A 14,189-nucleotide genomic window follows, 5' to 3' on the forward strand; every position below is an offset into this window, starting at 1 on the left:
GTGGCGGCCGGCGCACAGCCCCGAGCCGAGCCGGCCGCCACGACGGTCTACGGGGTCAGCAGAAGGAGCCGAGGCTCGCCCACACTGCTGCCGGGCTCTCGACGCCCTCGCGCTCGACACTGGCCTCGATGAGGCCGTACGAGCGGTCGGACGCGTAGAAGACCTCGTTCGGGTTGTCGAGCCCGAACGGCTCGAGGTCGACCACGAAGTGGTGCTTGTTCGGCATCGAGAACCGGATCTCGGCGAGCTCGGGGTGCGCGACGAGCGCCGCCTGCCCCATCTCGAACAGGGTCGTCTGCAGCGCCGCCGAGTAGTTCTCGGTGAACGCCTCGAGGAGGATCGCCTTCACGCTCTCGTAGACCGCGTTGTAGTCGACCTCGACGCCCGGCACGTACCGCCAGCGCGTCGAGACGCTCGTCGCGAGGATGCGATCGGTCGTCTCGGGAAGCGTCGTGTACCGGTCGCGCGGGTACCCCTCGAAGCCCGAGCCCGTGGTCTTCAGCACCGTGAGGTCCTTGAGGCCGGCGAACACGTGACGCTCGTCGCCGTCGGCGACGACGGCGGCCGTGCGCACCTCCTGGCCCTTGCGCACGAAGGAGTGGTCGTGGCCCTCGCCGTGCGCGACGATGCGCTCCCAGGCGTAGCTCTCGGCGAGCCAGCGGCCGCCCGTCACCCACTCGAAGCTGCCCGTGAAGTGGTCGGCCAGCCGCAGCAGGAACTGCTCGGGCGAGCCGACCCCGTCGCGGGCGAAGGCGAAGATGGTGTTCTTCTGCGTGTCGGTCGCGACGACGTGCGCGTTGTCGCCGTCGAGGTGCGCACCGGCGAAGTCGCCGCGCAGCTGCGAGGTGACGTTGAGGTCTTCGATCTCGTGCCGCGCGGTGTCGCGGGTCACTTTCACGACGCGCACCTCGGCCTTGCCGTACTGGTTCGCGCCGAGCACGATGCCGGCCGAGCCGGTCACATTCTCGAGGTTCACGGTGTCGTCGCTCCTGGTCAGGATGTCGGTCATGCGGCTCTCTCTAACTTCCTCGGTAGGTTGAATAGGCGAACGGGCTCAGCAGCAACGGCACGTGGTAGTGCCGCCCCTCCTCGGCGACGAGGAAGACGAGCTGGACCTCGGGGTAGAACGTCTCGGTGCCGCGCGCGGCGAACCACGAGCCGGTGTCGAAGCGCAGGCGGTACTCCCCCACCGGCACCTCCTCGGGGCCGAGCTGCTTCGCGCGGCCGTCGAGGTCGGTGGTGCCGGTTCCAACGAGCCGCCAGCCGTCGCCGTCTCGTGCCGAGAGTTCGACGACGACCCCGGCGGCCGGCCTGCCGACCGTGGAGTCGAGCACGTGCGTGGTGATCTGCGAGACGTTCATGGTGCGACGATCCCCTTCAGTCGGAGCAGGGCGATCTGCCGCAGCTGGTCGGCCACGATCCCGATCTCCTGCTCGTCGGTGTTGCCCAGGCGGTCGTCGAGCGCGGCGAGGATCTCCTCGGCGCTTCGCCCCGCCGCCCGGATGAGGAAGACCCGCCCGAACCGCTGTTCGTAAGCGACGTTCCCGGCCCGGAGCGCGGCGGTCACGGCCGCATCGGACGGATCGACGCCGGCCTGCTCGGCACGCGAGAGGCGGGCCTCCGCGTGGGCTCCGGTCGCCCGGTCGCCGATGCGCGGGTGATGCGAGAGGGCCTGCGCGATCTCGGCCTCCCCGAACGGCTCCGCCGCGACCTCGGCGGCGGCCAGCAGCAGCTCGGCCGATGCGAACGGACGGGCGTCGGCGAGCTCCTCGCACCACCGGTCGATGTCGACGCACGGGCGCAGCAGTGCGATCGCCTCGTCGCGTTCGAGGGCGTTGAAGGCGTCGACGCCGGTGACCACGGCGGTGCTCACGCGCTCGCCTCGACGGATGCCGCGGCGAGCGTCTCGCGCAGCCATGCGACGTGGCCGGTCGGTGCCACGTCGTACTCGAGCCAGGCGACCTCGCCGGCGGCGTCGATCACGAACGTCGAGCGGATCAGCCCGTCGAACGTGCGGTCGCCGACCGTCTTCTGCCCCCAGGCGCCCCACGCCCGCGCCACGGCGGCGTCGACGTCGGACAGCAGCGGGAACGGGAGCTGCTCGGCCGCGGCGAACTCGGCCAGCCGCTCGACGGGATCCGGCGAGATGCCGATCACCGTGTAGCCGTCGGCGGTGAGCGAGGCCAGGTTGTCGCGGAAGTCGCAGGCCTCGGTCGTGCAGCCCGGGGTGAACGCCGCCGGGTAGAAGTAGACGATCACCGGGCCGCCGCGGAACTCCGCGAGCGTGCGCACGGCGCCGGTGGCATCGGGAATGGCGAAGTCGGGGGCCGGAAGACCGGCCTCGAGCTCGTCGGACGAGGTGATCATGGTGCTCCGTTCGTGGGTTCGGATCCGGCCGGGAGCCGGGTCGGGTGCTGGCTTGGCGAGCAGGCGCCCCTGCGGGACGTCGCGGTCGATCGGCGAACCGGCGAGGTAGGCGGCGCGGACGACGCCGCTGAGCTCCCGCCCGTCGTAGGGCGTGACGGGGTGCCGGTGCTCGAGCGCGGTCGCGTCGACCGTGAACCGCGCCTCGGGGGCGAACACGGCGAAGTCGGCGTCGCCGCCCACCGCGATGCGCCCCTTCGACGCGAGGCCGACGCGCTTCGCCGGCGCCGCGGACATCCACTCGACCACGCGGGCGAGCGGGATGCCGCGGCGACGGGCCTCGGTCCACACGACCGGGAGCCCCAGCTGCAGGGAGGCGATGCCGCCCCACGCTTCGACGAAGTCTCCGTCGCCCGCCAACTTCAGCTCGGGTGTCGCCGGCGAGTGGTCGGTGACGACGAAGTCGATGCCGCCGGAGTCGAGCCCCTGCCAGAGCGCGTCGCGGTTCGCCGCCTCGCGGATCGGCGGGCAGCACTTGAACGCGGTGGCGCCCCGGGGGATCTCCTCGGCGGAGAGGGTGAGGTAGTGCGGGCAGGTCTCGACGCTGAGGTCGACGCCCTGCCGCTTCGCGGCCTCGATGCGGCCGAGCGAGTCGGCCGAACTGAGGTGCAGGATGTGGGCGCGGGCTCCGGTGGCCGTCGCCGACGCGATGACGTCGGCGATCGCGGCATCCTCGGCGGCACGGGGCCGAGAGGCGAGGAAGTCCGCGTACTCGACGCTGTGCGGGTGCGGCGCCTCGTCGATGACGTGCGCATCCTCGGCGTGCACGATGAGCATGGAGTCGCCGCGCGCGATGACGCGCATCGCGGCCTCCATCTCCTGCGCGGTCACCGGGGGGAACTCGTCGACGCCGGAGTGCAGCAGGAAGCACTTGAACCCGAAGACGCCCGCCTCGACGAGCGGCTCGAGGTCGTCGAGGTTGCCGGGCACGACGCCGCCCCAGAAGCCGACGTCGACGAAGACCCGGCCGTCGGCCGCAGCCCGCTTCGTCTCGAGCGCCTCGAGCGAGACGGTCGGCGGCACGCTGTTCAGCGGCATGTCGACGATGGTCGTGACCCCGCCGGCCGCCGCGGCGCGGGTCGCCGACGCGAACCCCTCCCACTCGGTGCGGCCGGGCTCGTTGACGTGCACGTGCGTGTCGACGAGTCCGGGCAGGAGCACCTCGTCGGCCGCGATCTCGACCGTGCGCGCGCCGTCGAGGCCCGTGCCGAGCGGCGCGATGCGGGCGATGCGCCCGTCGCGCACGCCGACCTCGAGCGCCGAGAACGCGCCGTCGACGAGCACGCGCTCGCCGCTCAGCACGAGGTCGAACCGAGCGGATGCCGCGGGGCGGCCGTCTGCGTCGCTGCCGGCGTCCGTGTCGGTGCCGGCGTCCGCGTCGCGGCCGGCGTCCGCGTCCGTGCGGCCGGCGTCCGCGTCGGTGCCGGCGTCCGCTTCGGTGCCGGCGTCCGCTTCGCGGCCGGCATCCGCATCGGTGCGGCCGGAGGGCGCCAGGTCGCCGAGGATCTGCGCGCCGAGCTCCGCGCCGAGCCGTTCGAGCAGTTCGGGCGCGTGCTCGATCGCCCGCGCCAGGTCGGGCTCGAACTCGGTGATCGCGCGCACCCGGGCGAAGCCGGCGGCGCGCAGCGCCTCGGCGTCGAGGGTCGTGCGCCCGCACACGGCGTAGGCGGGCACGCCGGCCGCCGCAGCGGCGCGCGCGACGCCGACCGGGGTCTTGCCGCCGAGGCTCTGCTCGTCGAGGCTTCCCTCGCCGGTGATGACGGCATCCGCTCCGTGCAGCACGTCGACGAGCCCGGTGAGCTCGATCACGACGTCGATGCCCGAGCGCCGGGTCGCGCCGAGCAGCGCGATCGCCGCGAAGCCGAGACCGCCCGCGGCGCCTGCGCCCTCACGGGCGGCGACCGCGCCGGCCGAGCGTGCGGCCGCGTCATCCGTCGCCCGGAGCACCTCAACGAAGTGCGCGAGCGCCGCGTCGAGGGTCGCGACATCGGCCGGAGTCGCGCCCTTCTGCGGGCCGAAGACCGCGGCGGCGCCGTTCGGCCCCAGCAACGGGTTGTCGACGTCGCTCGCGAGCACGACGAGCGTCTCGGCCAGGCGCGGGTCGAGTCCGCTCAGGTCGACCGAGGCGAGGTCGCGCAGGGCTCCGCCGCCGAGCGCCAGCGGGGCACCCGCGGCGTCGAGCAGGCGCGCGCCGAGCGCGACGAGCAGCCCCGAGCCGCCGTCGGTCGAGGCGCTGCCGCCGATGCCGAGCACGAGCTCGCGGCATCCGGCGTCGAGGGCCGCACGCACCAGCTCGCCGGTGCCGTGGCTCGTGGCACCGAGCGGGTCGGGGACGCCGCCCGGCAGCAGGTCGAGCCCCGACGCACGCGCCGACTCGATGACCGCGACGCGCCCGCGCACGGCGAACTCCGCCTCGACGGCGGCTCCGGTCGGACCGAGCACGACGACGCTGCGGGGCTCGAAGCCCGCCGCGATCGCCGCGTCGAACGTGCCTTCGCCGCCGTCGGCGACGGGCACCGACACCACCTCGACCGAGGGGTCGACCGCCCGCAGGCCCGAGGCCACGCGCTGCGCCACCTCGGGAGCGGTCAGCGACCCTTTGAACTTGTCGGATGAGACGACGATGCGCACGGTCAGGCCTGCTGCAGCGAGAGGATGGCGGTCGGCGCGTCGGCGGACGTCTCGGCGAGCTCCTCGAACTCGTTGACGCCGTCGATCTCGACGCCCATCGAGATGTTCGTGACGCGCTCGAGGATGACCTCGACCACCACGGGCACGCGGTGCTCGGCGAGCAGCGACTCGGCCTCGGCGAACGCCGCGGCGAGGTCGTCGGGCCGCTCGACGCGCACGGCCTTGCAGCCGAGCCCCTCGGCGACCTTCACGTGGTCGACCCCGTAGCCGTGGGCGACGCTCTGCTCGTCGGCCGGCGTATTGATGTTGTCGAACGCGAGCGACACGTGGTAGTCCATCTCGAACCCGCGCTGCGACTGGCGGATGAGGCCCAGGTAGCTGTTGTTCACGACCACGTGGATGTACGGCAGGTTGAACTGCGCGCCGACCGCGAGCTCCTCGATCATGAACTGGAAGTCGTAGTCTCCCGAGAGCGCGACGACCTTCTCGCCGGGCTTGCCGCGCACGACGCCGAGCGCCGCGGGTCCGGTCCAGCCGAGCGGGCCGGCCTGGCCCGCGTTGATCCACTTGCGGGGGCCGAACACGTGCAGCATCTGCGCGCCCGCGATCTGCGAGAGCCCGATCGTGGTGACGTACGTCGTGTCGGCGCCGAACGCGAGGTTCATCTCCTCGTAGACGCGCTGCGGCTTGATCGGCACGTTGTCGAAGTGGGTCTTGCGCTGCAGGCGCGCCTTGCGCTCCCGCACCTCGTCGGCCCAGGCCGTGTAGTCGGGCAGGCGGCCGGCCGTGGCGCGCTCGCGGGCGACCGCGATGAGCGCGTGCAGGGCCGAACCGGCGTCGGAGACGATGCCGTAGTCGGGGGCGAACACGCGGCCGATCTGCGTGGGCTCGATGTCGATGTGCACGAACGTGCGACCGCGCGTGTAGGTGTCGAGTCCGCCGGTGTGGCGGTTCGCCCAGCGGTTGCCGATGCCGATCACGAAGTCCGACGCCAGGAACGTCTCGTTGCCGTAGCGGTGCGAGGTCTGCAGGCCGACCATGCCCGCCGAGAGGCGGTGGTCGTCGGCGATCGCGCCCCAGCCCATGAGCGTGGGCACGACGGGCACGCCGAGCAGTTCGGCGAGTTCGACCAGCAGGTCGGAGGCGCCGGCGTTGATGACGCCGCCGCCCGCGACGATGAGCGGGCGCTCCGACGCGGTGAGCAGGTCGAGCGCCTTCGCGGCCTGCGCGCGGGTCGCCGCGGGCTTCACGACGGGCAGCGGCTCGTAGGTCTCGATGTCGAACTCGATCTCGGCGAGCTGCACGTCGATCGGCAGGTCGAGCAGCACCGGGCCGGGGCGGCCGGAGCGCATGAGCTGGAACGCCTGCTGGAACGCGCCGGGAACCTGTGCGGGCTCGAGCACGGTCATCGCCATCTTCGTGAGGGGCTTCGCGATCGACTCGATGTCGACGGCCTGGAAGTCCTCCTTGTGGAGCTTCGCGACGGGGGCCTGGCCGGTGATGCAGAGGATCGGGATCGAGTCGGCCATCGCCGCGTAGAGCCCGGTGATCATGTCGGTGCCCGCGGGGCCCGACGTGCCGATGCAGATGCCGATGTTGCCGTCGGCCGACCGCGAGTAGCCGTCGGCCATGTGCGAGGCGCCCTCGACGTGACGGGCGAGGGTGTGCCGGATGCCGCCGTGGGCGCGCATCGCGGAGTAGAAGGGGTTGATCGCGGCGCCGGGAAGGCCGAACGCCTCGGTGGCGCCCTCCTTCTCGAGGATCAGCACGGCCGCGTCGACGGTACGCATACGAGTCATGGGAGTGGTCCTAACGGGATTACTCGCGGCCTGCGGCGGCGAGGGTGAGCTTGAAGAGTCCGGAGTGGTCGAGGCCGCCGTCGCCCTTCGCGACGGTCGAGCCGACGAGCTGGGCGACGTGCGCGCCGAGCGGGACGACGATGCCGGCCTCGCGGGCGGCTCCGGTGACGATGCCGAGGTCCTTGTTGTGGAGGGCCAGTCGGAATCCGGGCGCGAAGTCGCGGTCGAGCATCTTGCGCCCCTTCTGGTCGAGCACCTTCGAGCCGGCGAGGCCGCCGCCGAGCACGGCCAGGGCCGCGTCGGTGTCGACGCCGTACGCCTCGAGGAAGAGGATGGCCTCGGCGAGGGCCTGGATGTTCACGGCCACGATGAGCTGGTTGGCGGCCTTCACCGTCTGGCCGGCGCCGGAGGGGCCGACGTGCACGATGGTCTTGCCGACGCCCTGCAGCACGGGCAGCGCCGCGTCGAAGTCGGCCTGCTCGCCGCCGACCATGATCGAGAGCACGCCGTCGACGGCACCCTGCTCGCCGCCCGAGACGGGGGCGTCGAGGGGGCGCAGGCCCGCGGCGCGGGCGTCGTCGGCGACCTGCTTGGCGACGTCGGGGCGGATCGACGACGCGTCGATCCAGATCGTGCCGGGGGCGGCGTTCGCGATGATGCCGTGCTCGCCCGCGGCGAGGGCCGCGACGTCGGGCGAGTCGGGGACCATGGTGATGACGACCTCGGCCCCGGCCAGCGCGTCGGCGACGCTGGTCGCCGCGCGCCCGCCCGCCGCGGCGAGCTGCTCGGCCCGCTCGGGCGAGCGGTTGTAGCCGGCGACCGAGTGCCCGGCCTTCACGAGGTTGAGTGCCATGGGCAGGCCCATGATGCCGAGTCCGATGACTGCGATGTTCGTCATGTCGAGGTCCTTTGCGGTGCGGTGCGGGGGTCGTGGGTCGTGCGGAGGTCGCGCTCGATCAGCGGGCGGCCGGTGCTGCGGCGTCGGCGAGCCAGGAGAACGCGTCGTAGAGGGGGGCCTTGTACTCGAGGCCGATCGGCCCGTCGTAGCCGAGTTCGCGGCTGCGCTCGATCCAGGCGGTGAGGGGCAGGGTGCCGGTGCCCGGGGCGCCGCGGCCGGGGTCGTCGGCGATCTGGATGTGCCCGAACGAGGCGGCGTGCGCCTCGATGACGGCGGCGGCGTCATCGCCGTTCACGGCCAGGTGGTAGAAGTCGGCGAGGAGCTTGACGTTGTCGGCGCCCGACGCGGCGCGCACGCCGTCGATCACGCGCAGCGCGTCGGCGGCGGTGAGCAGCGGGTAGCGGGGTGCGCCGCTCACGGGCTCGACGAGCACCGTGCCGCCGATGGCCGCGACGCCCGCCGCTGCTGCAGCCAGGTTCTCGATCGCCAGTGCGTCCTGCGCCTCGGGCGTCGCGTCGTCGACGCGGTTGCCGTAGAGGGCGTTGAAGCCGCGCGTGCCGAGCTCGCGGCCGATGCCGGCGACGACGTCGATGTTGTCGCGGAACTCGGCGGCGCGGGCGGGCCAGGAGACGAGGCCGCGGTCGCCGCCCGGCATGTCCCCGGCGAAGAAGTTGAGTCCGGTGAGCTGCACGCCGGCGTCGCGGATCGCGGCGATGAACGCGTCGACGTCGCGGTCAGCGGGCACGGCCTCGGCGAAGGGCCACCAGAACTCGACGGCGCCGAAGCCCGCCGCGGCCGCGGCCGCGGGGCGCTCGAGCAGCGGGAGCTCGGTGAGGAGGATCGAGCAGTTCACCGTGTAGGTCATCTCGGGGCCTTTCGGGGTTGCGCCCGGTGGCCCGAGCGACGGTGCTTGGTGGATCGATGCGGTGGGTGCGAGATTCAGGCATTCGCCTGAGTTTCACAATATGGAAATTCTCTACCGCTGTGTGAAAGCGTAGGCGATGATGCCGAACGCGTCAACCACCTCGGCCAATTCGTCCCACGACATCCGGAAACGCCGGAGGCGCCCGGAACCACAGGGGTTCCGGGCGCCTCCGCGAGCGGCATCCTCGGCCTACGTCAGGCGGATCTGCCGGTTCATGTCCTTGTACAGCAGGTAGCGGAACGGCTCAGGGCCGCCCGCGTAGCAGGCCTGCGGGCAGAAGGCTCGCAGCAGCATGTAGTCGCCCGCCTCGCACTCGACCCAGTCGTCGTTCAGCCGGTAGACCGCCTTGCCCTGCAGCACGAACAGCCCGTGCTCCATGACGTGCGTCTCGGCGAACGGGATCGACCCGCCGGGCTGGAACGTGACGATGTTGACCTGCATGTCGTGCGCGAGGTCGCTCGAGTCGGTGAACCGCGTCGTCGCCCATGCGCCGTCGGTGTCGGGCATCGGCACGGGCTCGACGTCCTGGTCGCGCGTGACGAACGACGCAGGCGGCGCGATGCCGTCGACCGGCTCGTACGCCTTGCGGATCCAGTGGAAGCCCGTGACCTCGTCGCCCTCGTTCGCGAGCGACCACTCGGCGCCCGGCGCGAGGAACGCGTAGCCGCCCGCCTCGAGCACGTGCCGCTCCCCCTCGAGCGTCAGCACGAGCGACCCGGTCGTGACGAACACGACGCCCTCGACGCCCGCCTCGACCTCGGGCCTCGCGGCGCCGCCCCCCGGCGAGATCTCGACGATGAGCTGCGAGAAGGTCGTGGCGCCGCCCGCGACGGGGCGGGCGATGATCCACGCGCGGGTGCCCTCGAACCCGGGGAGGTTGCTCGTGACGATGTCGCGCAGCACGCCCTTCGGGATGAAGGTGTACGCCTGCTTCACGACCGCGCGGTCGGTCAGCAGGTCGGTCTGGGGCGGGAGTCCGCCCCTCGGGGTGTAATAGCTCATGGTGCTTCCTGTTCGTGACCGGTCGGCCGGGACCGCCCCGGTCGGATGACGGGGTCGTTCAGCTCGACGGGGCGTGCGCGACGCCCGTCCTGGGGTGCGCCAGCCCGACGAGCGCGCCGCGATCGATGCCGATGCCGGTCGCGACCTCGTCGAGGCCGATCGCGCCGCACTCGACGCCCCGCAGCACGACGCCCGCGAGCGCGCGTGCGGTGGCCGGCTCGTCGAGCACGGCGCCCGGCGTGCGGTCGAGGTAGGCGCGCAACCTGACGGATGCCGCCGGGTAGGCCTCGCGGAAGAACGCGAACGTCGCGAGGTACCGCGTGGGCAACTGGTTCGGGTGCAGGTCCCACCCTTGGTAGAACCCGCGCTCGAGCGAACGGCGCACGAGGCGCGCGTGCAGCGCCCACGCGGCATCCGCCCCCTCGCCGATCGGCAGGATGTTCGTCGACCCGTCGGACAGGCGGATGCCGGTGCCCGCGACCGCGAGCTGCATGATGCCCTTCGCGAGGTCGGCCGCCGGGTGCTCCATCGACTGGTAGCCCGCGGCGATGCCGAGCGAGGCGCTGTAGTCGTAGGTGCCGTAGTGCAGCGCCGAGATGCGGCCCGGCGCCGCGAGCGGCAGCGTCGCGACCGGCGAGGTGCCGTCGGCGCCGAGCACGAGCTGCGGTGTCTCGACCTGCACCTCGAAACGGAGGCGACCGTCGGCGAGCCCGTGCGCGCGCTCGAGCTTCTCGGCGAGCTCGGCCATCGCCTCGACCTGCGCCGCCGTCGAGACCTTCGGCAGGGTCAGCACGAGGCCGTCGGGGAGGCCGCCCGCGTCGACGAGGCCGCCGACGAACAGGTCGAGGGTGCGGATCGCGCGGGCGCGCGTCGCCGCCTCGAAGCACTTGAAGCGAATGCCGATGAACGGCGGGGCGACGCCGTCGCGCACGGCCTCGGCGACCCGCGACGCGGCGGCCGACGCATCCGCGTCCTCGGCCGCGTCGCCACGATCGCCGTAGCCGTCCTCGAAGTCGAGGCGCAGGTCCTCGATGGGTTCGCGCTCGAGCTTCTCGGCGACCTTCGGCACGACGTCGTCGGCGACGTCGCGCTCGATGCCGACCCGCGCGGCCAGCGCGTCGAGTCCGCCGGCCGCCTCGACCGCGTCGAGCGCCGAACGCCCCCACTGCGTCGCGAGCCCCGGTTCGAACCGGTCGGCGGGCACGTACACGGTGTGCACGGGCTGACGCGACCCGCCGTCGCCGGGGTACGCGCGCTCGAGCAGCGCGTCGGTCTCGGCGAGCCTGGCGTCGGCGGCCGCGACATCGGCCGGGGTGAGTACGGCGCCCATGGTCAGTCCAGGAGCCCGTAGGCGGGCAGGGTGAGGAAGTCGACGTACTCGCTCGACAGGCAGATGTCGGCGATGAGCGCCGCGGCCGGATCGTAGTACCGGGCGAACACGTCGGGCGCGACCCCGCCGCGCAGGTGTTCGACCTCCTCGGCCAGCACCGTGCGCACGAGCTCGGGGGTGATCTGCCGGCCCGTGTCGGCGAACACGACCTCGTTGCGGAGCTGCTGCCACACCTGCGAGCGGGAGATCTCGGCCGTCGCGGCATCCTCCATCAGGTTGCGGATCGCGACCGCGCCGTTGCCCGACAGCCAGACGGCCGTGTACGCGACGGCGACGAAGAGGTTGTCGCGCAGGCCCCCCTCGGTCACCTCGCCGGCGGCCGAGGCGACGTCGAGCAGCTGCGCCGCCGACACCTCGACCTCGGGCCGCTGGCGCTCGAGCTGGTTCGGACGGTCGCCGAGCGCGGCGTCGAAGACCTCGCGGCAGACGGGCACGAGGTCGGGGTGGGCGACCCACGACCCGTCGAACCCGTCGCCCGCCTCGCGGGTCTTGTCCGCACGCACCTTCTCGAACGCGGCGGCGGTGACCTCGAGGTCGTTGCGGTTCGGCACGACCGCGGCCATGCCGCCCATCGCGACCGCACCGCGGCGGTGGCAGGTCTTCACGAGCAGCTCGGTGTAGGCGCGCATGAACGGCGCGGTCATCGCAACCGAGGCGCGATCGGGCAGCACGAACGCCGACCCGGCGTCGCGGAACACCTTGATGAGGCTGAAGAGGTAGTCCCAGCGCCCGGCGTTCAGGCCCGACGCGTGCTCGCGCAGTTCGTAGAGGATCTCGTCCATCTCGAACGCGGCCGGGATGGTCTCGATGAGCACGGTCGCCCGGATGGTGCCGCGCTCGATGCCCACGTACTCCTGCGCGAAGACGAACACGTCGTTCCAGAGCCTCGCCTCGAGGTGGCTCTCGAGCTTCGGCAGGTAGTAGTACGGACCGTGCCCGTTCGCGAGCAGCAGTTCGGCCGTGTGGAAGAAGTGCAGGCCGAAGTCGACGAGCGCGCCGACCGCCGGCTCGCCGTCGACGAGCACATGGCGCTCCGGCAGGTGCCAGCCGCGCGGACGCGTGACGACCGTCGGGCGGCGCAGGTCGGTGCGGAGCGCGTACGGCTTGCCCGCGGGCGAGGTGTAGGCGAGCGTGCCGAGCGCGGCGTCGCGGAGGTTCTTCACGCCCCCGACCACGTTGTCCCAGGTTGGGCTCGTGGCGTCCTCGAGGTCGGCGAGCCAGACCCGTGCGCCCGAGTTCAGCGCGTTGATCGCCATCTTCGGCGGTGCCGCCGGACCGGTGATCTCGACGCGGCGGTCGAGGAGTGCCTCGGGCGCGGATGCCACGTGCCACTCTCCCTCGCGCACGTCGCGCGTCTCGGGGAGGAAGTCGAGCGTGCCGCCGGCCGCGATGCGATCGCGTGCGGTGCGACGCGCGGCGAGGAGCTCGTCGCGGCGGCCCGCGAACCGCCGGTGCAGCTCCCCGACGAAGGCGAGCGCCTCGGGCGAGAGGATCTCGTCGCCGCCCTCGACGCCCGTCGCCCGGGTGATCTCGACGGCTGCCGGCGCTGCGGCCGTGGGTGCGGTGGGAGTGGTCATGCTGCGGATTCCTCCTGGGATGCGACGAGGGCGGGGCGCTGCGCCGCCGCAGCGGCCGAGGCGACCGATTCGGCGACGACGCGGGCGACGTCGGGGTCGAACACGCTCGGGATGATGTAGCTCGCGTTGAGCTGATCCTCGCGCACGCAGGAGGCGATGGCCTCCGCGGCGGCCACGAGCATCTCGGAGGAGATGTCGACGGCGCCCGAATCGAGCAGCCCGCGGAAGAAGCCCGGGAACGCGAGCACGTTGTTGATCTGGTTCGGGAAGTCGCTGCGGCCGGTCGCGACGACGGCGGCGTGGCGTGCGGCCACGACGGGGTCGACCTCGGGGTCGGGGTTGGCCATGGCGAACACGATCGCCCGGTCGGCCATGGCCTCGATGTCGGCCTCGACGAGCAGGTTCGGCGCGCTCACGCCGATGAAGACGTCGGCGCCGACGAGCACCTCGGAGAGCGTGCCCCGTACCCCCTGCGCGTTGGTGTGCTCGGCGATCCACGTGCGGTGGGGGTCGTCGTAGGACTCGCCCCGGTGGATCGCACCGGTGCGGCTGCACGCGACGATGTCGCGCGCGCCCTCGGCGACGAGCAGTTGGATGATGGCGGAGCCGGCCGCGCCGACGCCGGAGACCACGATGCGCACGTCGGAGAGGCGCTTGCCGACCAGTCGCAGCGCGTTGACGAGCGCGGCGAGGGTCACGATCGCGGTGCCGTGCTGGTCGTCGTGGAACACGGGGATGTCGAGCTCCTCGCGAAGGCGTCGTTCGATCTCGAAGCAGCGCGGCGCGGCGATGTCCTCGAGGTTGATGCCGCCGTAGACGGGCGCGAGGGCCTTGACGATGGAGATGATCTCCTCGGTGTCCTGCGTGTCGAGCACGACCGGCCAGGCGTCGACGTCGGCGAACTGCTTGAACAGCGCGGCCTTGCCCTCCATGACGGGGATCGAGGCGAGCGCGCCGATGTTGCCGAGTCCGAGCACGGCGGAGCCGTCGGTCACGACGGCGATCGTGTTGCCCTTGACCGTCAGGCGCCGCGCGTCGGCCGGTTCGTCGGCGATCGCGAGGCACACGCGGGCGACGCCCGGGGTGTACGCCCGTGAGAGGTCGTCGCGGTTGCGCAGCGGAGCCTTGGGCACGATCTCGAGCTTGCCCCCGGCATGCAGCCGGAAGGTGCGGTCGGCGACGTCGTGCACGATGACGCCCTCGCGGGCGGCGAGCGCGTCGGCGACCTGGGTGGCGTGGTCGGCGCTCGCGGCGTAGCACGTGAGATCGACGAGCACGCGGTCGCCCGTCGACTCGCTCACGTCGACGGCCGTGACGACCGCTCCCGCGTCGGCGACCGCGACCACGAGTTCGCTCGTCGCGGTCACGCCCGCGGGTGCCTCGACCCGCAGTTGGATGGAATAGCCGGGGCTCGGATTCGCCATCGAAAGTCCTGTTCCGGATGGCCGAACCACCCTCGGTCGATCGCACGTCGTGCAAACAATTTCGTATGACGGACATTATTATCTGCAATTCGGAAATGCAAGACCTCGGCGACAAGTTC

At 72.4% G+C, this 14,189-nt stretch carries 10 protein-coding genes and 3 pseudogenes; all 13 read right to left on the reverse strand.

Annotated features, from left to right (window positions below; genetic code table 11):
* Positions 1-55 precede the first annotated feature (55 nt).
* A complete protein-coding gene (gene pucL / locus ACFVS8_RS11045; protein ID WP_387061635.1) occupies positions 56-1,009 on the reverse strand; it encodes a factor-independent urate hydroxylase in 954 nt (317 codons plus the stop codon).
* A gap of 10 nt (positions 1,010-1,019) precedes the next feature.
* Positions 1,020-1,361 carry a hydroxyisourate hydrolase gene (gene uraH, locus ACFVS8_RS11050; protein ID WP_387061638.1) on the reverse strand — a complete coding sequence of 114 codons (342 nt, stop codon included), beginning with the start codon at positions 1,359-1,361 and terminating at the stop codon, positions 1,020-1,022.
* Complete coding sequence (gene uraD / locus ACFVS8_RS11055; protein ID WP_387061641.1) at positions 1,358-1,873, reverse strand: 2-oxo-4-hydroxy-4-carboxy-5-ureidoimidazoline decarboxylase; 516 nt, start codon at positions 1,871-1,873, stop codon at positions 1,358-1,360. Before uraD ends, uraH begins: the two co-directional genes overlap by 4 nt.
* Positions 1,870-2,367: a peroxiredoxin gene (locus ACFVS8_RS11060; protein ID WP_387062600.1), complete on the reverse strand. Its 498-nt coding sequence runs from the start codon at positions 2,365-2,367 to the stop codon at positions 1,870-1,872. Before ACFVS8_RS11060 ends, uraD begins: the two co-directional genes overlap by 4 nt.
* Positions 2,368-2,418: 51 nt before the next feature.
* Positions 2,419-3,726, reverse strand: a pseudogene (gene allB / locus ACFVS8_RS11065) (allantoinase AllB); the annotation flags it as partial.
* 201 nt (positions 3,727-3,927) lie between these two features.
* Positions 3,928-5,055 (reverse strand): annotated as a pseudogene (locus ACFVS8_RS11070) (glycerate kinase); the annotation flags it as partial.
* A 2-nt stretch (positions 5,056-5,057) separates the two neighbouring features.
* Positions 5,058-6,854 carry a glyoxylate carboligase gene (gcl, locus tag ACFVS8_RS11075; protein WP_387061644.1) on the reverse strand — a complete coding sequence of 599 codons (1,797 nt, stop codon included), beginning with the start codon at positions 6,852-6,854 and terminating at the stop codon, positions 5,058-5,060.
* 19 nt (positions 6,855-6,873) lie between these two features.
* Positions 6,874-7,767: pseudogene (locus ACFVS8_RS11080) on the reverse strand (2-hydroxy-3-oxopropionate reductase); the annotation flags it as partial.
* A 43-nt stretch (positions 7,768-7,810) separates the two neighbouring features.
* Positions 7,811-8,617 (reverse strand): TIM barrel protein, encoded by an 807-nt coding sequence (locus ACFVS8_RS11085; RefSeq protein WP_387061646.1) that lies wholly within the window; start codon positions 8,615-8,617, stop codon positions 7,811-7,813.
* A gap of 249 nt (positions 8,618-8,866) precedes the next feature.
* Positions 8,867-9,679: a bifunctional allantoicase/(S)-ureidoglycine aminohydrolase gene (locus tag ACFVS8_RS11090; RefSeq protein ID WP_387061649.1), complete on the reverse strand. Its 813-nt coding sequence runs from the start codon at positions 9,677-9,679 to the stop codon at positions 8,867-8,869.
* Between the two features lie 58 nt (positions 9,680-9,737).
* Positions 9,738-11,009, reverse strand: a complete 1,272-nt coding sequence (locus ACFVS8_RS11095; RefSeq protein WP_387061651.1) for a DUF6986 family protein — start codon at positions 11,007-11,009, stop codon at positions 9,738-9,740.
* Between the two features lie 2 nt (positions 11,010-11,011).
* A complete protein-coding gene (gene aceB / locus ACFVS8_RS11100; RefSeq protein WP_387061654.1) occupies positions 11,012-12,646 on the reverse strand; it encodes a malate synthase A in 1,635 nt (544 codons plus the stop codon).
* Complete coding sequence (locus ACFVS8_RS11105; RefSeq protein ID WP_387061657.1) at positions 12,643-14,070, reverse strand: NAD-dependent malic enzyme; 1,428 nt, start codon at positions 14,068-14,070, stop codon at positions 12,643-12,645. Before ACFVS8_RS11105 ends, aceB begins: the two co-directional genes overlap by 4 nt.
* Positions 14,071-14,189: the final 119 nt, after the last annotated feature.

This window comes from Agromyces sp. NPDC058110, from assembly GCF_042884735.1.
In the GTDB taxonomy this organism is placed as follows: domain Bacteria; phylum Actinomycetota; class Actinomycetes; order Actinomycetales; family Microbacteriaceae; genus Agromyces.

Excerpts from the sequence above, each read along its gene's own strand:
- ACFVS8_RS11085 (WP_387061646.1), bottom strand. The coding sequence starts at position 8,617 with ATGACCTACACGGTGAACTGCTCGATCCTCCTCACCGAGCTCCCGCTG.
- gcl (WP_387061644.1), bottom strand. The coding sequence starts at position 6,854 with ATGACTCGTATGCGTACCGTCGACGCGGCCGTGCTGATCCTCGAGAAG.
- ACFVS8_RS11105 (WP_387061657.1), bottom strand. The coding sequence starts at position 14,070 with ATGGCGAATCCGAGCCCCGGCTATTCCATCCAACTGCGGGTCGAGGCA.
- uraH (WP_387061638.1), bottom strand. The coding sequence starts at position 1,361 with ATGAACGTCTCGCAGATCACCACGCACGTGCTCGACTCCACGGTCGGC.
- ACFVS8_RS11090 (WP_387061649.1), bottom strand. The coding sequence starts at position 9,679 with ATGAGCTATTACACCCCGAGGGGCGGACTCCCGCCCCAGACCGACCTG.
- aceB (WP_387061654.1), bottom strand. The coding sequence starts at position 12,646 with ATGACCACTCCCACCGCACCCACGGCCGCAGCGCCGGCAGCCGTCGAG.
- ACFVS8_RS11095 (WP_387061651.1), bottom strand. The coding sequence starts at position 11,009 with ATGGGCGCCGTACTCACCCCGGCCGATGTCGCGGCCGCCGACGCCAGG.
- ACFVS8_RS11060 (WP_387062600.1), bottom strand. The coding sequence starts at position 2,367 with ATGATCACCTCGTCCGACGAGCTCGAGGCCGGTCTTCCGGCCCCCGAC.
- pucL (WP_387061635.1), bottom strand. The coding sequence starts at position 1,009 with ATGACCGACATCCTGACCAGGAGCGACGACACCGTGAACCTCGAGAAT.